The sequence below is a fragment of the Hominibacterium faecale genome (genome assembly GCF_020734085.1).
Taxonomy (GTDB): domain Bacteria; phylum Bacillota; class Clostridia; order Peptostreptococcales; family Anaerovoracaceae; genus Hominibacterium; species Hominibacterium faecale.
Window position 1 is genome coordinate 265459 of the sequence record NZ_JAJAGH010000006.1, and the last position, 21573, is coordinate 287031.

Consider the following 21573-nt stretch of genomic DNA (forward strand, 5'->3'; position numbering starts at 1 on the left):
CTTATATATATATTTCACCTTCTGCCGCTTATTCCAGCAAAATCAAAAGCGGCGACAATATCGTAGCCATCACCACCAGGGAAAAAATAAACTTAATGTATTTTTCCATTCGGGAGGTGGGCAGCAGCATTTCGATAAAGGTGAGGGCCAGTATGAGTATAAAGATGTTCTTCACCCATTCTTTCATCATTTCCATAGGGTGCCTCCTCCGATGCCGATGATGATGGTCAAAAAAATCAGAAACATGAGCGCGCATAGGGACAAAATAACGGCCATGGTGATAACTGAGCTACCCATTTCACCCAAACTGTCTGCAATCTGTTTGTTACCGATAGGACCCACTAGAATAGCTGTGATTTTGTAAATAACCGCGATCGCCAAAATCTTCAATACTGGCATGGCAAGCAGACATAAAATGATGATAATTCCCAGCACACCGATCCCATTTTTTATTACAGCCACACAGCTTAAGACCATGTCGATGGAATCGGCTGCAAAGCCGCCCACAATAGGTACAAAGTTATCCACCGAATAACGAGCCGTATTGACCAGGAGTCCGTCGGCGGTTTTTGTTACCAGCCCCTGAATGGCAGTTAATCCGGCAAAGATGGTGACGGCTAGCCCGGTGAAGAAGACCGCTGCCTTTCGCAGAAAGATCGCCAGTCTGCTCACATAATCCTTTTCTGTCAAGCTGTTAATGAGAATAAAAATGCTGGAAATAAAAACAATGGGCAGAATGAACTTTTGCAGTGCTGTATTGAAAGCGGTAATGGCGCCGATGATAACCGGATTGAGCACTCCTCCGGAGGAAAAACCGCCCATGCTGATCAGCAGCGGTATCATGATCGGAAGAAGGATCTGCATGGTTTTAGTCATGATGTTGAGTGTATCCAAACATGCGTCGTATGTCGTCATGAAGTTTTTTAAGCAAAGAGTAATGACTAAACAGCTGCATACAACTGTCCCCAAAGTAGACACCGGTTTGTCCCCAAAAGAATTGGAAAAATTTTTAAGCAAACCCATCACAATGCAAATGCTGATGATTTCCACGCCCAGTATCAGTCCCGCCTTGATTTCATATAAAAAGACGTCGAGGAGGTTGTTCATGATGACCTCCGAGTCAAAGAGCGGTTTGCCGTCGATAAAGCTTTGAACAATATCATCGGTGGACATGGAGGAAAAAAGTCCGTTGCTCTGTTTTGCCGCATCGTCCATGATCTGTTCCAGCTCGGAGAGGTCCATCTTTCCCATTTGTTCTTGTATGATCGAATCGTAATCCAAATATATCCCCCCTTACAGCACAGAATTGATCAGTTCCAGGATCGCCAGGAGGATAGGCATGGACAGATAAAAGATCACAATTTTTCCTGCCAGCTCCACTTTTCCTGCGATGGCGCTTTCCCCGGCGTCTTTACAGAGCTGTGCTGTAAAGTCAGCCAGATATGCCACCACCAAAACTTTTATAATAATAGGAAAGAAATTTTTCCCATAAGTCATTTCTCCATACACAGTTCCCAAAAATTGAAACACAGTAGTCAATTTGTCCAGCGCCATGAGAAAAATAATGATCACGGTAGCCAGAACCACGTAGATGGAAAATTCAGGCTTGAAGTTTTTTACGACGGCTGCCATGATGACTCCGCCTATGGCGATGGCAACGATTTTCATGATTTCCATAGGCTGTCCCCCTTAAAACTGAAACAATGTTTTGACTGTGTCAAAGAATTCACTGATCATCTGGACGACCAGGAAGAGCACGATGACGATTCCCGCCAGGGTAGTCATCATGGCCTGCTCTTCCCTGCCCGCCCGGATCAGAATTTGATTGAGCACGGCTATAGCGATGCCGATCGCCGCAATTTTAAATATAATATCGATATCCATCATAGATTTATCTCCTGTTTTGCTGTTAAATCAAAATGATCGCAATGACGATGCCGATGGAAAATCCCAAGCCTTTGTACATCTTTCCCTTGCTCTCTTTCTCCTTGGTCGCCTGCTCGATTTGATTTTCCAGCTTAGTTTCTGTAAGGGCAAACATAGCAGCCTGTCCTTTGATGTCGCTTTTCCCCAGCTGCAGTCCTAAATCTTTGAGAATGACCAGATCCTCGCCGGTCAGACAGCTGCCGCTCTTTTCGTAAGCGTACTTTACGGCCTGTTCCCAGCATTGTTTTAAATCCAGACTTTCTTTCATGGAATCGCTGCACCTTCGCAAGAGATCCATTGCCCGATTATCCTTATATGAGGCGATACGTGCAAAGGCATTGGGGAGAGGATCCTTGCGATAGCTCATCTCGGTCTGCAGAATGTGGATCATATCCTTAAGATCCGCCAGGTCTTCCAACCGGGCGCTGTATGTCTGCGCTTTCAAAAGCCCCAGTCCTCCGCAGGCAAAGACGATGATCAGACATAGAATTCCCTTAAGCATGAAGGACCTCGTCGATGGTACCCGTCCGCGGATCGTTGGTCAGAAACACAATCCTGGAAAAAACGCCTTTCGAAACCAGCGGTCCAATATTGGAAGCGATCACGTCATCGTAATTTTTTCCGTGAATCGTTGTCAGAATGCTGACACCGGCACAAACAGCCGTTTCGATGGCAGAAACATCCTCAGTTTTCCCGATTTCATCGGTGACCACCACATCCGGTGACATTGCCCGAATCAGCATGGTCATCCCTTCTGCTTTGGGGCATCCGTCCAGCACATCGGTCCTGGGCCCTAAATCATAGGAGGGTTTTCCCAAGTAAGAGCCGGCAATCTCCGAGCGTTCATCACACAGACCTACTTTATAGCCCTTGTAGCTGAGTACGCGCACCAGATCCCGAAGTAATGTGGTTTTACCGCATTTGGGCGGTGAAACAATCAAAGTGTTGGCGAGCAGGCCGTTGTTTTTGTCCAGAATATGAGGGATCACCCGATCTGCCACGCCGATGATCTCTCTGCTGCGTCTAATGTTGAGGGATGAGATTTCCTTGATCAGGCAAACTTTCCCCTTGTCCAAAACGGCCCTGCCGCAGACTCCGACTCTGTGCCCGCCTTCGATGGTTATGTAACCCTTTGCCAGTTCTTCTTCATAGGCATAATAGGAATAGTTCAGCAGGTTATTTAAAATGGTATCCAAATCTTCTCTGGTAACCAGCGCATTTTTTTTCAGCGCTACTACGATTTCCTGATTCTTTGACAGGACCCGTATATCATTTTCAGCCTTTATTCTGATTTCCTCCAAATTATTGAGAATTGTTTGCGGCAGATCCATGACCGGCCCCCTGATATTATCCGGAAGTTTATTTAAAATTTGTTCCAAGTTGTTCATCAAAACACCCCTTTTCCCTTTTGTTTATACATCATATTCCTGGGACAAGGTTTTATTACAGATTTTTTTAGATCAGGGTCAGAAAAAAGAGAGCGGCCCGCTCTCACAATCTATAGTTATTTTTTGCATAAAAAAAGCAACCATGTACAGATTTTTATTCTGTAATGCTTGCTTAAAAGTGGGTACTTTTAAAATTCTGCTGTCACAATACTGCCGGTCCCACCCGGCGACAACTTGGTTTTGCAGTCTATACGGCTGCTTGTTTTAAGGCTTCTTTGTCAACTTTCTTTTCTTGCAGATATTTGCCCCAATCCAGGGCTCCGCCTAAATCTCTTTCGAGGATCTCGAAATGGCGTTTTGCCTGCTGATCCAGCGCCGATGTGCGTTTGTCCAGTTCTTCTCTCAGAGAATTTATCTGTGCTTGCAGATCGTTTCTCAGAGAAGTTGTCCGGGTTTCCAGATCTTCTCTAAGGGAAGTTGTCTGGGTTTCCAGATTGGTCACTCGCACTTTCAATTCCTTTACTTCCTCATAAATCAAAGTCAACATGTTCTTTAATTCCTGCTCCATACTTTCACCTCCTTCTTTTTTTCTTAATTCTAGCACATCTTTTACGAGCTTTCAAGCAATATATGTTATTTTATGTAATTAATTTACAATATTTTCATGTAGATCGTAATCAAGGCCATCATTCTTTGATCCGCCCCTTCTCCACATTGGGCATGATGAAATGATGATAGGCGTAGTTCCATAAAGTGTCCGAGCCTTCTGCAGTTGCCTGGTTTCGTTTGAGGATTTGGGATAAATGGATGTTCCGCTCTGCCCAGGCTTTTCCGTCGGTCTCTGCGTTGAGCATAACCGGCTGAATGTTGTCCATGGCATGGGCGAACTTTGCTTCCGCTGTCTCTCCTTTTTCAAATTCATCCCATAAAGCTCGCATCTTCTTTCCCTGATCCTGCGGCAGCAACCCGAAAATCCGCTCGGCCGCCTGTTCTTCCCGCTGCCGCTGTGAAGCTTTGCCTGCTTCATCATAAGCATAGGTATCACCAGCGTCAATTTCCACCAAATCATGTATCAGCAGCATGGATATGGTTTTTAAAATATCGATGTTTTCATTGGCATACTCGCTCAACAGTAAGGTCATGATCGCCATATGCCACGCATGCTCGGCATCGTTTTCCATTCTTTCTCCGCTGGATATGTAGGTCTGCCGGGTAATCTTTTTCTCCTTGTCGATCTCTTTAATAAACGAAAACTGTTTTTCTAGTCTATCTATTTCTTCCTTTTGACTGTTCATGTTTGCTCCTTTCGTAGTCCTTGCTCTCCCAAAATGGGAGCTGCCACATAAATTGGCAGCTCCCGATCAACTATTTTTCCGTATCTTTTTCTTTCGCCCGCTTTTCCCGGCGGGATTCTTTTTCATCTCCGTCGTTGTCCTCAGAATCTTCGTCTTCCTTCTTCGGCATAATATACAGCTTAACCTTCTCGATTCTTCGATCCTTTACGGATTCAATTTTGAAAATGTAATTTTCAAACTCGATAATGCGGTCTTCATCCTCATCTTCATCCGGTATCTCACCCAGAATATCGATGATAAAGCCGCCGATGGTCTCACTGTTCTCTGACTCCAAATTGATATCCAGCTCCTCGTTGATATCGTCCAGATCAGCAGCGCCGTTGAGCATATAGGTATTTTCATCGATTTGTTCGATTTCAGGCTCTTCTTCATCGTATTCGTCATCAATATCGCCCATAACTTCCTCGATGATGTCTTCCATAGTGACAATACCAGAAAAACCGCCGTACTCGTCGATCAAAATCGCGATTTGCTGTTTGGTCTTTTGCAGTTCAAAAAAAAGTGAGTCAATATTCTTTGTCTCCGGTACAAAATACGGTTTGCGAAGAATGGCCGCGATGTCCACGTTTTCAAATCCAGTATCCCTTGCCTTAATCAGATAGTCTTTGATATTGAGGATACCGATGATCTTGTCGCTGTCGTCATCGTAAACCGGAATCCTTGAATAGCGCAGCTCCATCAGTTCGTCAATATATTCCTCAGTGGGGTCGTTGATATCGATAGAGAACACTTCTGTACGGGGCGTCATCACCTCATAGGCCAGTTTGTCATCAAAGGCGAAGATACTGTTAATCATCTTCTTTCCCTCTTCTTTCAGCACGCCGCTCTCCTGCCCGACTTCCAGCATGGACATGACTTCGTCCTCAGAAAACTCCTCGTTATCCATGTCCACCTTCTGCCTGGTAATCCGCAAAAGCACATTGACCGATGCCGACAAGAACCAAACAAAAGGTTTGGAGCAAAAAGCGATGGCGTTAATCGGCCGAACCACCAGCATGGCAACCCGTTCAGAGTGCTGAAGGGCAATCCGTTTTGGAAAAAGCTCACCGAGAACCAGGGTAACATAGGACAATATAATGGTCACAATAACCACTGCCAAATCGTTGGCAACCGTTTTGGAAAGGCCAAAGCCCATCAGCCAGTCACCCAGATCGTCAGACATGCCCACTGCAGCAGAAGCGCTGGCCAGAAAGCCCGCCAGGGTAATGGCAACCTGAATGGTCGACAAAAAAACATTGGGATTCTCCAGAAGTTTCTGCACGGCGATTGCCCGCTTATTCCCCTCCTGGGCAAGAACTTTGATCTTGTTCTTGTTCACAGATACGACTGCCATTTCCGCCGCGGCGAAAAAGGCATTGATGATAATTAAAACAAATAGAAACAGAAATTGGACCGCCAAAGGCGACCCGGGGTCAGAACCTGACATTGGTTTTTACTCCTTTCGCTTTCGTAACATAAAGTTTGCACTGACTGGATGCTCCATCTTGATTTGAAGGATTTGCTGGGGATGGGGCGCCGATTCAATGGCATTTCCTTCTTCATCCAGCAGCACTTCCAGTGTTTGTTTAAAAAAATCGGTATGGGGGCCGAAGACTTCGATCTCCTCCCCTACCGTCATTTTATTTCGTTGTTCCACAATCGCCATCCCGGTTTGAGGATCGTAATCCTTCACCACACCGATAAAACTATAGTTTCTCGTATAGGCACTGGTCTGGTAGTTCTGATCCTGGTTGGTGGGCTGGTTGTAATAAAAACCGGTGGTGAATTCCCGATGGCTGACCTTTTTCAATTCATCCATCCATTCCTTGCGGAATTCATATCCGGCAGGGTCCTGGTAATAAGCATCGATCGCTTTTCGATAAGCCCCGACAACTGTAGCAACATAAAAGCTGCTCTTCATCCGGCCTTCGATTTTGGCAGATGCGATACCGGCCTCCACCAGATCGGGAATATGATCGATCATACACAGATCGCGGGAATTGAGAATATAGGTGCCCCGCTCATCCTCTTCTATGGGATAATATTCGCCGGGGCGCTGTTCCTCCACCAGCGCGTATTTCCACCTGCACGGGTGGGCGCACTGGCCCCGGTTGGCATCCCGTTCGATCATAAAATTGCTGAGCAGGCAGCGGCCCGAATAAGAAATGCACATGGCCCCCTGAACAAAGGCTTCCAGTTCCAGATCCGGCTGCTGGGCCCGCAGATGACGTATTTCATCAAAGGTCAGCTCGCGGGCCAGCACGATTCTTTTTACGCCCTGGTTCTTCCAGAACTGCGCCGTCTTGTAATTGGTCATATTGGCCTGGGTGGAAAGATGAATCTCCGCATCCGGCATCACCGCCCGAATCATCAGCATAATACCTGGATCAGAAACGATGAAGGCGTCAATCTCCAGCGCTTTAATCTTCAGCAGATAGTCTTCCAAGGGAAGAACATCCTCGTTATGGGCAAAGATGTTGAGGGCCAAATAACACTTCACATGATGGGCATGGGCGTATTGGACTGCCTCCTTCATCTGTTCGATGGAAAGATTTCCGGCACCCGCCCGCAGGCTGAACAGCTCGCCGCCGAAATAAACGGCATCTGCGCCGTAATCCACTGCTGTTTTTAATTTTTCCAAATCTCCCGCAGGAGAAAGTAATTCTAGTTTGTCCATATTATCCTTTCAATACACTAAAAGAAACGCCGTCGCCGATGGGAAGGAGCGACGTGTCGGCACAGTCGGTCTGTGTGATATGGGTGAGAAAATCCCGCAGTTTACGGATATGGGTCTTGTGTTTTTTTCGCGGATCGTATTCTTCGGAAACGATCATACCTTTTAAGAGCACATTATCGCAGACGATGACAGCCTCGGAAGAGCATATGGGAAGTGTTTTATCCCAAAAAGTGCGGTAATTGCTTTTGGACGCATCGATGAATACAAAATCAAAGGGGCCGGTGAGCTGATCCAGTACTTCCTGGCCCGGCCCCAGGATCACCTGAACCCGATCCTGAAGTCCCAGCATTTCAATATTTTTTCTTGCTGTCATGCCGATTTGAGGGTCGGCTTCGATGGTGATAATCCGGCTAAAAGGACAGGTCTTTGCCATACAAGCTGCCGAATAACCCACCGCCGTACCGATCTCCAGGATTTTCACCGGTTTTCGGATGCGCAGAAGATTCATCAAAAACGTCTCCGTGTCCCTTAGAATAATGGGAACATTATCCTCCTCCGCCTGCTGCCGCAAAAGGGCCAGGCGGCTGTCCATGGGCTGGTATAATGCGTCGATATATGCAGTAACTTTATCGTTTATAATATTCATTTAATACCATTTATTTTCCTTGACAATTTTCTGGTGCTCTTCATAAGTCTTGGAATAGAGCACCTCTCCTTTTTCTGTGGCAAAGAAGAACAGATAGTCGCTGGGTTCATAATTGAGGCAGTCATCCATCGTCCTTCGCGGTACTGCACAGATTGGGCCTACAGGAAGCCCCTTATACTTATACGTATTGTATTTGGAGTCCACCTGAGTTTCCTTGATGGAAACCTTGACTCCGGTCCGGTCCAGGGCATACAAAACGGTAATATCGCTCTGAAGAGCCATGTCTTGATCCAGGCGGTTTTTAAAGACGCCTGCAATCTTGGGCCGGTCAGCTTCAAAAAGGGATTCCCGCTCCACGACAGAAGCAAAAGAAAGGAACTGGTGAACGGACATGTTCAATTTTGATTTTATGTCGCCCTTGATGGGTGTCAGTTCTTCGTCCATCTTGTCCAGTATGGTTTCCGTAATTTTTTCAATATCCGGGTCCTTTTCAGAGAGGAAATAGGTCTCCGGATAGAGATAACCCTCCAGCGGGTATTTCAAGTCCTTATTGAGCAAATCATCGGTCAGGAACCAATATTTTTCAATCAGCTTCTTCAAATAGGCTGTGTCCGACCACTTTTTCATAATTGCCTTTTGAGACAAACCCGATTCATCGGCGATGGCTTCTGCGGCCTGGGGAATGGTGGCGCCTTCTATGATCGTGAATTTGGACTGGGAAATATACGCAGGATCCCCGCTGTCCATTGCGGAAAAGATTTCCGTCAGAGTCATATCCTTGCTGAGCACATAAGTATTCGCCTGAATCTTGTCCGGTGATGCCAGCTTGACATAAACCTTTCCGCAGAATTTGTTTTCAACCAGCCCGGCCTCGTCCAGCTGGTTGAGGATCTGCATGACCCCGGTCCCCGGCTCAACGGTAATGCTCACTTTTTCCTGATTGCCAGGATCGGTGGCCGAAATACCGTGCACGTAGAAAAAAAGCCCCCCTGCTAAAATGATTACGATTATCGCTAATATGATCACAAGCCGGATCCCAAGCCCGCCTCGATTACCCTGATTCGCCCTTCTCATCTCGTTTGTCCTCGTTTCTGCAATAATTGCTGATATTCCATCTGCTCCATTTAAAAGTGTCAATGACTTGCCGCCCGTACGGAAAAGCACCCTTGATTGACCGTATAATACGCAGAAAGGGACGCCAAAACGTCCCTCCGGTTTGATTGTTTATTTGGATCTTCCCAGGTATTCTCCGGTTCTGGTATCGATTTGGATGATTTCACCCTCTTCGATGAAAATAGGAACGTGAACGACCGCGCCGGTTTCAACAGTAGCTGCCTTTGTTACGTTGGTGGCAGTGTCTCCTTTTACGCCGGGCTCTGTCTCGATAACCTTCAAATCGACGAAGTTGGGCGCTTCCACAAGGAAAGCGCTGCCCTTGTAGAATTTAATTGTTGCCTCATCATTCTCCCTCAGATAATTCATCGCATCTTCCACCTGTTCAAAAGGCAGAGGAATCTGTTCATATGACTCCGGATCCATGAAGTAATAGAGATCTCCGTCATTATACAGATACTGCATGGTCTTGGTTTCAATATGGGCTTTGGGGAACTTGTCATTGGGGTTGAAGGCTTCTTCTCTGGTGGCTCCCGTAAGGATGTTTCTGTATTTGGTTCTTACAAAAGCAGCCCCCTTGCCCGGTTTAACGTGCTGGAAATCCAGAACAACATGGGGTTCGCCGTTAATTTCAAATGTAATACCTTTTCTAAAATCACCTGCATAAATCATAAATTCTCGACCTTTCTTAAATTTGTATTTTTAATTAGAGTATAATCAGCTCTTTACAAGACTTAGTCGTATTTATTATACCAAAGTCTGTAACGATTGCCAAGTCCTCAATCCGCACTCCGAAATTTCCAGGTATGTAAATACCCGGCTCAATTGTAACCGGCATATATTCCGCCAGAACTTCATCGCTTTTGGTATTGAGGGTGGGAGCCTCATGGACCTCCGTGCCCACCCCGTGTCCGGTGCCGTGAATGTAGTATTCTCCGTAACCGGCGTCTGCGATGATGTCCCTGCAAACCTTGTCCACATCAAAGCATCTGACACCGGATTTGACGGCAGCAAGGCCGGCCTCCTGGGAGCGAAGAACCACATCGTATACTTCCTGCTGATCATCGCGGATGTAATTCATAGCCACGGTTCTGGTCATATCTCCGCAATAGCCGTCCACGACCGCGCCCATATCTATAGTAACCAAATCGCCTTCCATAATCACTTTATCCGTAGGCTCCCCATGGGGAAATTCAGTTCTTGTACCGGAAACGCAGATGGTTGGAAAAGAAAGGCCTTCCGCGCCAAGCGCCAGCAGCACCCGTTCAATCTCACCTGCAACCTCAAGCTCCGTCATGCCTACCTTGATAAAATCCAGGATGTGGGAGAAGCACATATCGCCCATGGCTTCTGCTTTCATGATTTTTAAAATCTCGTCAGGAGTCTTAATCATTCTGTTTTCCACCGAGCACACCCCCTAATCCCAAATCGATCACTTCCGAAAGGATTTGATAGACATCATTGATCATCAGGGAAAACCGCATTTCGCATTGCAAATATTCAGCAGCCAGCGGATCCTGCATCAGGACCATGGAAAGCTGCTGGATTTGGGCCATTGCCTCCTGATTCATCTGGCCTTCCATCATCTGCTGGGCCTGCATGGAAATTTGTTTGGTTTTAAAATCGTTAAGCGTCTGTTCCAAGTGAGTATTTCCTTTGATTTTCTCCTTTACAGCCTGATACTGTTTGTATTCTTCTGATTCCTTGATGGCCTGGTTTAATTTGTGGGCCTCATCATATACATTCATTTTATACCTCCAAAAATATCGGCAAAATCACCGGACTTCTCATGGTCTTATTATAAATATAGCTTCTCAGGCCGTCGCGGACGGCAGTTTTCATAGCATTCCAGTCGCGCACGTTCTTTTTGCAGCATTTTTCCAAAATATCCGCCGCCAGATCGCAGGCATCGTCGATGAGCTTTTCATTTTCCCGCACATAGACAAACCCTCTGGAAATAATGTCCGGACCAGAGGAGACGCAATTATTCTGCCGGTCAATGGCAGCGACCACAATGATCAATCCCGATTCGGAAAGGAGCCGCCTGTCTCTGAGCACGATGTTGCCTACATCTCCTACTCCCAGACCGTCAACCATCACGCCTTCGGCCTCCGCCACACTGGTGACGATTTTCGCTTGACGTCTGTTCACATCCAGCTCATCACCGTTTTCCAGAATGAAGATTTTGCTCTCCGGCATTCCCAGGGACTGGGCAATTTCCGAATGCTTTTTCAAGTGGCGGTACTCTCCGTGTACAGGCATGAAATACTTGGGCCGTATGAGAGAGTGCATCAGCTTCAGCTCTTCCTGGCAGGCATGGCCAGAAACATGGATATCGGCGATATCCGAATAGATGACCTCCGCCCCCTTCTCAAAGAGCTTGTTTACCACGTTGGAAACGGTCTTTTCGTTTCCAGGCACCGGTGTGGACGAAAGGATAACCATGTCGCCCTTTTTGATCTTTACAGCCTTATGGTCGTTGGTAGCCATACGGGACAATGCCGACATGGGCTCGCCCTGACTTCCAGTCGTTATGATCACAAGATCTTTATCCGGTATATTTCTTGTCTTGTTGATATCAACCAGCACATTGGCAGGAATCTTAATGTATCCCAATTCCTGGGCCAGAGCCACCACGTTAACCATGCTCCTGCCGGAGACAGCCACTTTCCGTTTGCACATTACGGCGATATCAATAATCTTCTGAATTCGGTGGACGTTGGAAGAGAAGGTGGCGATCAGGATCCTGGTCTGGGATCTGCGGAAAATATCTTCCAGCGTGCGGCCGACCACCTTTTCCGATGAGGTATACCCCGGTCTGGTGGCGTTGGTGCTGTCGGCCATCATCAGGAGCACGCCCTTTGAACCCAGCTCCGCCAACCTGGCAAAATCGAGGGGTTCCCCGTCCACCGGCGTATAGTCGATCTTAAAATCGCCGGTATGGAAAATCCTTCCGGCAGGCGTGTTGATACAGAGGCAGATGGAATCCACGATCGAGTGGGTGATCCTCAGCGTTTCCACCTCAAAGACGCCCAGCTTGAATTTCTGTCCGGCCTTGATGGGGTGCAGCTTCCCTTTTAATCCGTGCTCCTTCAGCTTGTTTTCGATCAGCCCCAGCGGGAACCTGGTCCCGTAGATGGGTACGTTGAGCACTTTCAGCAGATAAGGGACGGCGCCGATATGGTCCTCGTGACCGTGGGTGATCACGATGCCCTTGATTTTTTTCCGATTCTGAACCAGATAGGAAAAATCAGGGATAACCATATCAATCCCGAACATATCATCATCGGGAAAGGACAGACCACAGTCAATGACCAGTATCTCATCCTTGTATTCCAGGACGGTCATATTTTTTCCGATCTCGTTGAGTCCGCCCAGGGGGATGATTTTCAGCGCTGCTCCGCCTCTGTTGTTATTCGTATTCTGTTGTTTTGTTTTCATAAATTTCCGTTCTCTCTTTTCTTTCTCTTTCTTCCTGAAAAGCTGAGAAAACCTATTTTACAACGATATTGACAAGCTTACCTGGCACTGCGATTACTTTCACAACGTTCTTGCCGCTTGTCAGCGTTTGTACTTTTTCGTTTTCCATTGCCAGCTTTTCCAGTTCTGCTTTATTCAGATTTGCCGGTACGTCCATTTTTTCTTTTACTTTTCCGTTGATCTGAACAACTACTTCTATGGTGTCCTTCACTAATGCGCTTTCGTCGCATACCGGCCACGCTTCTTTATAAATAAAGGAATCATGTCCCAGGTGCTCCCACATTTCTTCGCAGATATGGGGCGTGAACGGAGACAGGACCAGTACCAGATTTTTGACTGCCTCTCCGAAAAGTCCGGGATTTACTTCTCCTTCTTTATACTTGTACATTTCATTGACCAGCTCCATGACCGAACTGATCGCCGTATTGAAATTGAACCTTCCGCCAACATCGTCCGATACCTTTTTAATGGTATAGTTCATGGCGTATGCCAGGTCCTTGTCCGCCTTGTTCTTTAATTCGTAGCTTTCCGGCACGTCCTGATACTTTTCCGCAAACTCATAGACCAATCTGTGGACGCGGTTCAGGAAACGATAGCTTCCCTCCACTCCTTTATCGGACCAGTCCAGCTCTCTTTCCGGAGGAGCCGCAAAGAGAATGAACAGTCGTGCCGTATCAGCGCCGTACTTTTCAATGATTTCCGCAGGGCTGACCACGTTCCCGATGGATTTGGACATTTTCTTTCCATCTTTGATGACCATGCCTTGAGTCAGCAGATTGACAAAAGGCTCGTCTGTGTTCACCAGTCCCAGATCATAAAGGGCCATCTGGAAGAATCTGGCGTACATCAAGTGGAGGATCGCATGTTCCACGCCTCCGATATATTGGTCCACGCTCATCCAGTATTTAATCTTTTCCAGGTTAAAGGCTTCTTTTTCGTTTTGGGCGTCACAATAGCGCAGGAAATACCAGGATGAATCCAGGAAGGTGTCCATGGTATCCATTTCCCGTCTTGCCGGCTTTCCGCATTTTGGGCAGACCGCTTTGGCAAAGGTTTTGCTGGTGGTCAGGGGTGACTCGCCCTTGCCGGTAAATTCCACATCCGTGGGCAGCATAACCGGCAGGTTCTCTTCTTTTTCCGGAACCCATCCGCATTCATCGCAGTAGATCATCGGAATCGGCGTGCCCCAATATCTCTGTCTGGAAATCAGCCAGTCGCGGAGCCGATAGTTGATGGACTTTTTACCGATGCCCTTTTCTTCCAGGTAATCGATGATCTTGGTGATCGCTTCCTGATTGTTCATACCTGTGAACATTTCCGAGTTGATCATATTTCCTTCGGCAGCAAAGGCTTCCTTCAGGTTATATACATCGATGTCCGGATCGTCGGTATCTACAACCGGTATAATATCCAGGCCGAATTTCTTAGCGAATTCAAAGTCCCGCTGGTCATGCGCCGGTACGGCCATAATGGCGCCGGTACCATAATCCATCAGTACATAGTCGGAAATATAAATCGGCACTTTCTTGCCGTTAACCGGATTGACCGCATAACGGCCGATAAATTGGCCGGTCTTTTCATTGGTAGTGGACGTACGCTCAATATCGGACATATGCTGGACTTTATCCACATATGCCTTTACAGCTTCCTCATACTCGCCGCCGGCCACTAAATCCTTCAAATAAGGATGTTCGGGAGCAAGTACCATATAGGTCACACCGTAGAGGGTGTCCGGTCTGGTGGTGAAGATATCCAGGCCTTTATCAAATTCTTCGATTTCAAACGTAACCTCTGCGCCGATGCTCTTACCGATCCAGTTTTTCTGCATGGTCTTAACTTTTTCCGGCCATCCCGGCAGCTTGTCCAGATTGGAAAGGAGCCGCTCCGCATAATCGGTGATCTTAAAATACCACTGAGACAGTTCCTTTTTCCCCACTTCCGCGCCGCAGCGTTCGCATTTTCCATCCACAACCTGCTCGTTGGCCAGAACCGTCTGGCAGCTGGGACACCAGTTTACTGGATTCTCTTTTTTATAGGCGAGGCCCTTCTTGTAAAACTGGATGAAAATCCATTGCATCCATTTGTAATAGTCGGGATGGCAGGTAGCCACCTCTCTGTCCCAATCATAGGAAAGTCCCAGTTCGCAAAGCTGGTCGCGCATTTCGTCAATGTTGTTCCAGGTCCATTCGCTGGGTGCGGCGCCATGTTTGATAGCTGCGTTTTCCGCTGGCAGGCCGAAAGAATCCCATCCCATGGGATGGAGCACATTAAAGCCTTTCATGGTCTTGAATCTGGCAATGACATCGCCGATGGAATAGTTTCTCACATGACCCATATGTAGTTTGCCTGATGGGTATGGAAACATTTCCAGTACATAATATTTTTCCTTAGTTTCATCTTCCGTGGTCTTAAAAATATCCGCGTCTTGCCACTTTTTCTGCCATTTGGCTTCAATTTCCGTAAAGTTGTATTTATCGATCATCACTCATCCTCCAGATCTAAAAATTCGCAGTCTCCCCAGACTTTTTCAATGTTATATTTTTCGCGCATGTCCGCGGTCAGCAGATTGACGATAATATCGCCGTAGTCCATCAGAATCCATCCGGAAGCTTTCTTTCCTTCGATATTCCGAACCTGGATCCCTTCCTTTTGGAACTGTTCTTCCAGTTCATCGGCCAGGGTTTCAATCTGCCGCTCGCTGCCGCCGGAGGCCAGAACCATATAATCCGCAAATGCGGCTTTGGTTCCAATGTTGATCACATCAATGTCCCGGGCCTTTTTATTATCCAGGACTCTTGCTGAAAACATAGCCATGTCTTTACAATCCATTTATTTCTCCCTTCTTTTTCAAATCGTTTCGTGCTTTTATCGTATCCTCATGGAGGAACAATCCTCGCTGTTCAATATATGTAATCGAGCGTTCCATCGCAAGCAGGCATGCCTGGTCTAAAGAGACCTCCGCCTGCCGCCGGATCGGCTCCACTCCCGGATATTCCCGCCCGGGTTCAATCGCATCTGCCAGATATACCACCTTTTCCAGCAGGGACATGCCCTCCCGGCCAGTGGTATGATATCTTACCGCATTCAAAACATCGGGATCGCTGATCCCATAGTCCCGTTCCATAATCCTGGCCGCAATCGGGCCGTGGGCCAGATTGGCATTGTCCATAAAAGCAGGATCAAGCCCCAGCTGCTTGACGTACATATTCAATACAGCAGCCGGAGTACTGCGGAACATATCGTGGTAAAGGGCGCAGATCCTGGCTTTTTCCTGATCGCACCCGTATTTTGCGGCTAATTTTTCAGCAGTAGAAACAACACCGTAAATATGGCGTCTGCGTTTTTCAGATAAGTTTTTTTCTATATAAACTTCAATAGAGTCCATTTATCTTGATATACCTTTCTACTTGCTCAGGAACCAGGCCGCTGAGGGATGCTCCCCTTGAGAGCCGCTCCCGAATCTCAGTGGCAGAAATGTCTCTTCTGCGATTCTGAATTTTTACAATATCTGTATTATAGACCGATTTCAAATGCTCTATACATTGATTCAATTCCGCCTCTTTATAGCCGGGCCTGGAACCCACGGCAAAGGAATACTTAGTCAGCATTTCCTCCGCCTGCTTCCATCGATCGATCTTCAAAAATGCATCTGTTCCAGTTATAAAGCAGATCTGGGTCTCCTCGCCCCATTGGGCCGAAAGCGCCCGCAAAGTCTTATAAGTATAAGAAATCTCTTTCTGCCTTAATTCGTAATCGGATGCTTCAAGCCCCGGGTCTTTCGCAACGGCCAGCTCAACCATCGCCAGCCGGTGCCGGCCGCAGGTAATCTCCTTGTCCAGCTTAAAGGGCTGCAGCTTGGCCGGAATCAGCAGAACCTTATCCAGCCCCGCCTGCCTGCGTGCATCCTGTGCCAGGCCAATGTGGCCGTAATGTACGGGATCAAAGGTCCCGCCTAAAATTCCAATGCGCTTCATGTCATGCCCTTACTGGTGTGCTTCCTCTTCTTTTGCCGCTGTTACGGCGATCCCCAGCTCGTCCAGCTGTTCTTGATCCACACAGCCCGGAGCTTCGCTGACCATACATTGGGCTGCCTGGTTTTTGGGGAAGGCGATGACTTCCCGGATGCTGCTCTGATGGGTCAGCAGCATGACGAGACGGTCCAGCCCATAGGCAAGTCCACCGTGAGGCGGAGCTCCATATTTAAAGGCTTCCACTAAGAAACCAAATTTCTCATCGATCTCCTGAGGGGACAGCCCCAGGACTCCGAACATTCTTTCCTGCAGGGCCCGATCGTGGATACGGATACTGCCTCCGCCCAGCTCTACGCCGTTGAGCACAATATCGTATGCCTGGGCTTTTACCCTTCCCGGATCGCTTTCCAGGAATTCCAGATCCTCCGGATTTGGCGATGTGAATGGATGATGCTTGGCGTGGTATTCGCCGGTCTCCTCGTCGTATTCGAAGAGAGGGAAATCGACCACCCACAAAAGCTGGTACTTGTTGTCGTCCAGCAGACCTAATTCTCCTGCAATATGGCGTCGCAAGAATCCCAGGCTGTCGAACACCACCTGTTTTTTGTCGGAAACGATCAGGATCAGATCGCCGGCCTTGGCATCGAAGACATCGGCGATTTCACGCAGCGCCTCCGGTGAAAAGAATTTATTGACGGAAGAAGAAATTTTATCGTCTTCCACTTTGATCCAAACCATGCCTTTCGCGCCGTAGCTTTTGACCGCCTCTGTCAGCTTGTCGATCTTTTTGCGAGTATAGGAAGCCGCGCCGCCGTCGATGCAGATGCCGCGCACATCGCCGCCTGCTGCCAAAGCATCGGTAAAGACTTTGAAGTCGCAGGAAGTTACCAGATCGTTGAGCTTTTTCAGTTCAAACCCGAAGCGGGTATCCGGCTTATCGCTGCCGTAGCGTTCCATCGCCTCATCATAAGGGATTCTTGGAAACGGCGTATCCAGTTCAATATTCATTAGATCTTTGAAGACCTTTTTTAAAAAGCCCTCCTGAACGGCGATGACGTCATCCTGATCCACAAAGGACATTTCCAAGTCAATCTGAGTAAATTCCGGCTGCCGATCAGCACGAAGATCTTCATCCCGAAAACATTTTACAATCTGCATATAACGGTCTGTTCCCGCCACCATCAGAAGCTGCTTGAACATCTGCGGGGATTGAGGCAGAGCATAAAAGGCTCCCGGATTGACCCGGCTGGGAACCAGATAGTCTCTGGCGCCTTCCGGCGTGGATTTGATCAACATAGGGGTCTCCACTTCTGTGAAGCCCTGGCTGTCAAAATAGTCCCTGGCCAGCTTGGTCAGATTATGGCGGAAGGTCAAATTCTGCTGCATCTGATGTTTGCGCAAATCCAGATAGCGGTATTTGAGACGCAGGTTGTCATCCACGTTATCGTCGTCTTTTATATAGATGGGCGGCGTATCGGCCGCAGAATAGATCATCAGATCATCGGCAAAAATCTCGATGCTGCCGGTGGGCAAATCGGGATTTTTGGATTCCCGTTCTTTTACGGTTCCCTTGATTCCCACCACATATTCACTGCGCAGACGGTCGGCCTTTTCGAACAATTCCTGGGGAATCTGATCGTTGAATACGACCTGGACAATGCCGGTTTTATCCCGCACATCGCAGAAAATCAGTCCGCCCAGATTTCGCCGCTTTTGAATCCAGCCGTTGATCACCACTTGTTCATCTATGTTGTTTTCATTCAGGACTCCGCACATATGGGTCCTTTTGAATATCTGTTCCATCCTTATCTCCTATTTTGTAAGCTCTTTGATGATATCGTCCATTGCTACTTCCGCTTGCTGGGAAGTCTCCATATCCTTAATGGCAACCTTCTTTTCCGCCAGCTCGTTGTCGCCGATGACAACGGTTTTTTTCGCGTGCAGCCGGTTGGCGTATTTAAACTGGCCTTTGATATTCCTGGCCATAGTATCCATCTCCGCACGTACTCCCGCCTGGCGAAGCTGACGCAGAAGTCTGAGTCCGAAAGCTTTGGCCGCATCGCCCATGACAGCGATAAAGACATCCACTCCTTCCGGCTGGGGAATTTCTACTCCGTTTGCCTCCATGGTCAGAAGAAGCCGCTCAATGCCCAGACCGAATCCTACCCCTGGAATGGGAGGTCCTCCCACTTCTTCGATCAGGTGGTCGTAACGGCCGCCGCCGCAGACGGTACCCTGGGCGCCAATGCTGTCGGTGACAAATTCAAAGGCTGTTTTTGTATAGTAATCCAGACCTCTTACGATCCCCGGATCCACGACAAATTCAATGCCCATGCTGGTCAGATTCTGCTGAACCTGATCAAAGGCATCTTTACATTCCTCGCACAGAAAATCGATCATCATCGGCGCGCCCTGAACTAATTTTTGGCAGACTTCCGACTTGCAGTCGAGAATGCGCAGGGGATTCCGCTCAAAACGGTCCTTGCAGGTGTCGCAAAGTTCATCGTATTTGGGGCGCAGGAAATCGCGGAGCGCTTTTCTGTGAGCCTCTCTGCAACCCGGACAGCCCACGCTGTTGATCCGCAGCTGTACATTTTCAATACCAAGGCCTGCCAGAAAATCGTGGGCCAGACAAATGACCTCGGCATCAGCCAGCATATTGTTGGTTCCAAAGACTTCGATGCCAAACTGGTGGAAAGCTCTCAGTCTGCCCGACTGGGGCTTTTCGTAGCGGAAGCATGGTGTATTGTAATAATATTTGGAAGGCTGCACATCCGCATAAGATTTGTGCTCGATAAAGGCCCGCACAACGGGAGACGTCCCTTCCGGCTTTAAGGTAATGCTTCTTTTTCCATAATCCTGGAAAGTGTACATTTCCTTCTGTACAATATCCGTCGTGTCGCCCACGCCTCTTGAAAATAGTTCTGTATGCTCAAAGACCGGAGTCCTGATTTCTTTAAAGCCGTATTTTGCACAGATATCCGCAAAAGCCTGCTCTACATAGTGCCATTTGTACACCTGGGACGGCAATACGTCCTTAGTGCCTTTTGGTGTGTTGGTTAACATCTTTTACCTCCTGAATAAATTCTTTTTCTTCCGCTCAAGCATCTCGTCGATGCGCTCTATATAAATCTCGTAATTGGATACATTGGGAACCCGCTCCAAACGGTTTTCCTCCGGATAATAAACCTTTGTGATCCCGCCGGCGCCCAGGGCAATGATGCTCTGCGCTTCCTCCATGATGCGAACATTGTAAACGCTGGGAGTATGGTCTTTGCAGTAACCGATGTTTTCGGTGCTCCCGGCCGTATGCTTTTGTCTGTATAAATAATACGGCAAGTATCCGCCGGCCCGCAGCATTGCTGCCGCCTGCTCCAGCATATCCTGGGTCAGCTGAGGCTGTTTATAATGAAAGTTTTCATCCAGCTCTTTCAGCCTGGAGGAACGCTTTACCGCCAAAGTATGAACGGTTATGTTGTTTGCGCCCAGCTCCATCACCTGTCTTAAGGATTCCTGAAAATCCCCGCCGGTCTCTTCCGGAAGCCCGGCGATCAAGTCGGCGTTGATCACATCGATTCCAGCCTCGTGAGCCATCAAAAAGGCCTCACGAATCTGCTGCGCCGTATGGGAGCGGCCGATTGTTTCCAGGGTCCGATCGTGCATGGTCTGAGGGTTGATGCTGATTCGCCCGACCCCAGCTTCTTTGAGGACTGCCAGCTTTTCCGACGTAATCGTATCCGGCCGTCCGGCCTCCACGGTCAGCTCTTTTAAATGGGATAGGTCCATGGACGTTTTGATGCAGGCTAGCAGCGTTTTCAGCTGCTCCGCTGTCAGCGTAGTGGGCGTTCCGCCGCCGATATAAATGGATTCGGCCCTGATGCCGTCATCTGCCATACCCTTGCCGACAAAGGAAATTTCTTTGTAAAGGGCGTTCAAGTAACGGTCGATTTCCTCCGGCCCCACCTGATTGGATGTAAAGGAACAATAAAGGCACCTGGTGGGGCAAAATGGGATCCCAATATAGACTCCTGCTGTGTTTGGCTCCGGCTTTCCCAGGGTTTGCTGCTGATAGGCATATAACTCCAAGAGAAGGTCAACCTTCCGTTCATCCACCAGATAATCGTTCATCAGGATCTGTTTGGCCGCAGCTGCGCCTCCCCATTTCCGCTCCAGTTCACCGGCCAGCTTTACCGGCCGTATACCCGTCAGAATTCCCCATTGGGGGCGTCTTCCGGTTTCCGCCTGCAAGTATTGGTACAGTTCCCGCTTTAATTGATCCTTGTCTCCGGCAAAGGTGAATACAGCAGCTTGATCGCCGCCGGTTTCATCCCCGGTAAGCAGCTGATATTGCTGCGGCTGTAAAAACAGCTTGATCAATTCTTCATAAGGGTTGGTATTGTCCACATTCTCCAGTTTAAGGCCGTACAAAGGGGTTGCTCTCCTTTTCCTGTCCGATTTCGGTAGGCCCCATATGTCCCGGGAAAACCTGCATGTTGTCCGGGAGCACATAGAGTTTTGTCCGGATGGATTCCGCCAGATCGTTGAAGGAGCAGCCTGGGAAATCCGTTCTGCCGATGGACTGGCAAAAAAGCGTATCTCCGCTGAAAACCGCATTGCCGACGACAATGCACATGCCTCCTGGGGAATGGCCCGGTGTATGAAGGAAGGTCAGTTCCATGTTTCCTACCTTCAAAGTATCGCCGTCCTTAACGGTGAGATCAGGCGTGAGGGTAACCGGACCGCCCATCATGGCGCTCATATTCATACGGGCATCGGCCAGCATCGGGACCTCAGCCTCGTCTGCCACTACTTTGGCGTGGGGCAGTTCTTCTTTATGCTGGCTGACCCCGCCGATATGATCGCTGTGTCCATGGGTCAAAATAATATATTCAATATCGATTCCTTCGCTGGCAATCTGCTTTGTCAGCTTGGGGTTATAACCGCCGGGATCGACAATAAATCCTTTTTTCGTCGTCTCATCTTCCACAAGATACGTATTTACAGCCAGCGGGCCGCTGGGCAGGTTGGTGATTTTCAT

At 48.1% G+C, this 21573-nt stretch carries 24 protein-coding genes; all 24 read right to left on the bottom strand.

Annotated features, from left to right (window positions below):
• Positions 1–28 precede the first annotated feature (28 nt).
• The gene (locus LG211_RS09135) at positions 29–196 is read right to left on the bottom strand and encodes a stage III sporulation protein AF (RefSeq protein ID WP_227755173.1); all 168 of its coding nucleotides are present in this window, start codon (positions 194–196) and stop codon (positions 29–31) included.
• A complete protein-coding gene (spoIIIAE, locus tag LG211_RS09140) occupies positions 187–1281 on the bottom strand; it encodes a stage III sporulation protein AE (RefSeq protein WP_148395174.1) in 1095 nt (364 codons plus the stop codon). The genes LG211_RS09135 and spoIIIAE overlap by 10 nt, the downstream gene beginning before the upstream one ends.
• Before the next feature lie 12 nt (positions 1282–1293).
• Entirely contained in the window at positions 1294–1677 is a 384-nt protein-coding gene (locus LG211_RS09145) for a SpoIIIAC/SpoIIIAD family protein (RefSeq protein ID WP_148395173.1), read from the bottom strand.
• Between the two features lie 12 nt (positions 1678–1689).
• Positions 1690–1887, bottom strand: coding sequence for a stage III sporulation protein AC (gene spoIIIAC, locus LG211_RS09150; RefSeq protein WP_465250792.1), 198 nt, complete (start codon positions 1885–1887; stop codon positions 1690–1692).
• Between the two features lie 22 nt (positions 1888–1909).
• Positions 1910–2428 (bottom strand): stage III sporulation protein AB, encoded by a 519-nt coding sequence (locus LG211_RS09155; protein WP_148395172.1) that lies wholly within the window; start codon positions 2426–2428, stop codon positions 1910–1912.
• On the bottom strand, positions 2421–3314 hold the full coding sequence (gene spoIIIAA, locus LG211_RS09160) for a stage III sporulation protein AA (RefSeq protein ID WP_148395171.1): 894 nt from the start codon (positions 3312–3314) through the stop codon (positions 2421–2423). Before spoIIIAA ends, LG211_RS09155 begins: the two co-directional genes overlap by 8 nt.
• Positions 3315–3561: 247 nt before the next feature.
• The gene (locus LG211_RS09165) at positions 3562–3882 is read right to left on the bottom strand and encodes a hypothetical protein (protein WP_148395170.1); all 321 of its coding nucleotides are present in this window, start codon (positions 3880–3882) and stop codon (positions 3562–3564) included.
• Between the two features lie 118 nt (positions 3883–4000).
• On the bottom strand, positions 4001–4609 hold the full coding sequence (locus tag LG211_RS09170; protein WP_227755175.1) for an HD domain-containing protein: 609 nt from the start codon (positions 4607–4609) through the stop codon (positions 4001–4003).
• A 70-nt stretch (positions 4610–4679) separates the two neighbouring features.
• A complete protein-coding gene (locus LG211_RS09175; RefSeq protein WP_253019672.1) occupies positions 4680–6095 on the bottom strand; it encodes a hemolysin family protein in 1416 nt (471 codons plus the stop codon).
• Positions 6096–6101: 6 nt separating this feature from the next.
• The gene (locus LG211_RS09180) at positions 6102–7325 is read right to left on the bottom strand and encodes a peptidase U32 family protein (protein WP_269477368.1); all 1224 of its coding nucleotides are present in this window, start codon (positions 7323–7325) and stop codon (positions 6102–6104) included.
• 1 nt (position 7326) lies between these two features.
• Positions 7327–7971, bottom strand: a complete 645-nt coding sequence (locus LG211_RS09185; RefSeq protein WP_148395167.1) for an O-methyltransferase — start codon at positions 7969–7971, stop codon at positions 7327–7329.
• Positions 7972–9045: an endolytic transglycosylase MltG gene (gene mltG / locus LG211_RS09190; protein WP_148395166.1), complete on the bottom strand. Its 1074-nt coding sequence runs from the start codon at positions 9043–9045 to the stop codon at positions 7972–7974.
• Positions 9046–9195: 150 nt separating this feature from the next.
• Complete coding sequence (efp, locus tag LG211_RS09195; protein ID WP_148395165.1) at positions 9196–9756, bottom strand: elongation factor P; 561 nt, start codon at positions 9754–9756, stop codon at positions 9196–9198.
• A gap of 34 nt (positions 9757–9790) precedes the next feature.
• On the bottom strand, positions 9791–10489 hold the full coding sequence (locus tag LG211_RS09200; protein ID WP_148395164.1) for a M24 family metallopeptidase: 699 nt from the start codon (positions 10487–10489) through the stop codon (positions 9791–9793).
• Positions 10470–10832, bottom strand: coding sequence for a YlbF/YmcA family competence regulator (locus LG211_RS09205; protein WP_269477369.1), 363 nt, complete (start codon positions 10830–10832; stop codon positions 10470–10472). The genes LG211_RS09200 and LG211_RS09205 overlap by 20 nt, the downstream gene beginning before the upstream one ends.
• A 1-nt stretch (position 10833) precedes the next feature.
• Positions 10834–12525, bottom strand: a complete 1692-nt coding sequence (locus LG211_RS09210) for a ribonuclease J (protein WP_148395162.1) — start codon at positions 12523–12525, stop codon at positions 10834–10836.
• A 52-nt stretch (positions 12526–12577) separates the two neighbouring features.
• A complete protein-coding gene (leuS, locus tag LG211_RS09215; RefSeq protein WP_465250794.1) occupies positions 12578–15043 on the bottom strand; it encodes a leucine--tRNA ligase in 2466 nt (821 codons plus the stop codon).
• Between the two features lie 2 nt (positions 15044–15045).
• On the bottom strand, positions 15046–15393 hold the full coding sequence (rsfS, locus tag LG211_RS09220) for a ribosome silencing factor (RefSeq protein ID WP_148395160.1): 348 nt from the start codon (positions 15391–15393) through the stop codon (positions 15046–15048).
• Complete coding sequence (gene yqeK / locus LG211_RS09225) at positions 15383–15949, bottom strand: bis(5'-nucleosyl)-tetraphosphatase (symmetrical) YqeK (RefSeq protein ID WP_148395159.1); 567 nt, start codon at positions 15947–15949, stop codon at positions 15383–15385. Before yqeK ends, rsfS begins: the two co-directional genes overlap by 11 nt.
• Positions 15936–16538, bottom strand: a complete 603-nt coding sequence (gene nadD / locus LG211_RS09230) for a nicotinate-nucleotide adenylyltransferase (RefSeq protein WP_148395157.1) — start codon at positions 16536–16538, stop codon at positions 15936–15938. Before nadD ends, yqeK begins: the two co-directional genes overlap by 14 nt.
• Before the next feature lie 9 nt (positions 16539–16547).
• Complete coding sequence (aspS, locus tag LG211_RS09235) at positions 16548–18338, bottom strand: aspartate--tRNA ligase (RefSeq protein WP_253019671.1); 1791 nt, start codon at positions 18336–18338, stop codon at positions 16548–16550.
• Positions 18339–18347: 9 nt separating this feature from the next.
• Complete coding sequence (gene hisS / locus LG211_RS09240) at positions 18348–19601, bottom strand: histidine--tRNA ligase (protein WP_269477370.1); 1254 nt, start codon at positions 19599–19601, stop codon at positions 18348–18350.
• 3 nt (positions 19602–19604) lie between these two features.
• On the bottom strand, positions 19605–20963 hold the full coding sequence (gene hemZ, locus LG211_RS09245) for a coproporphyrinogen dehydrogenase HemZ (RefSeq protein WP_253019670.1): 1359 nt from the start codon (positions 20961–20963) through the stop codon (positions 19605–19607).
• Positions 20950–21573, bottom strand: coding sequence for an MBL fold metallo-hydrolase (locus LG211_RS09250; RefSeq protein WP_148395149.1), 624 nt, complete (start codon positions 21571–21573; stop codon positions 20950–20952). The genes hemZ and LG211_RS09250 overlap by 14 nt, the downstream gene beginning before the upstream one ends.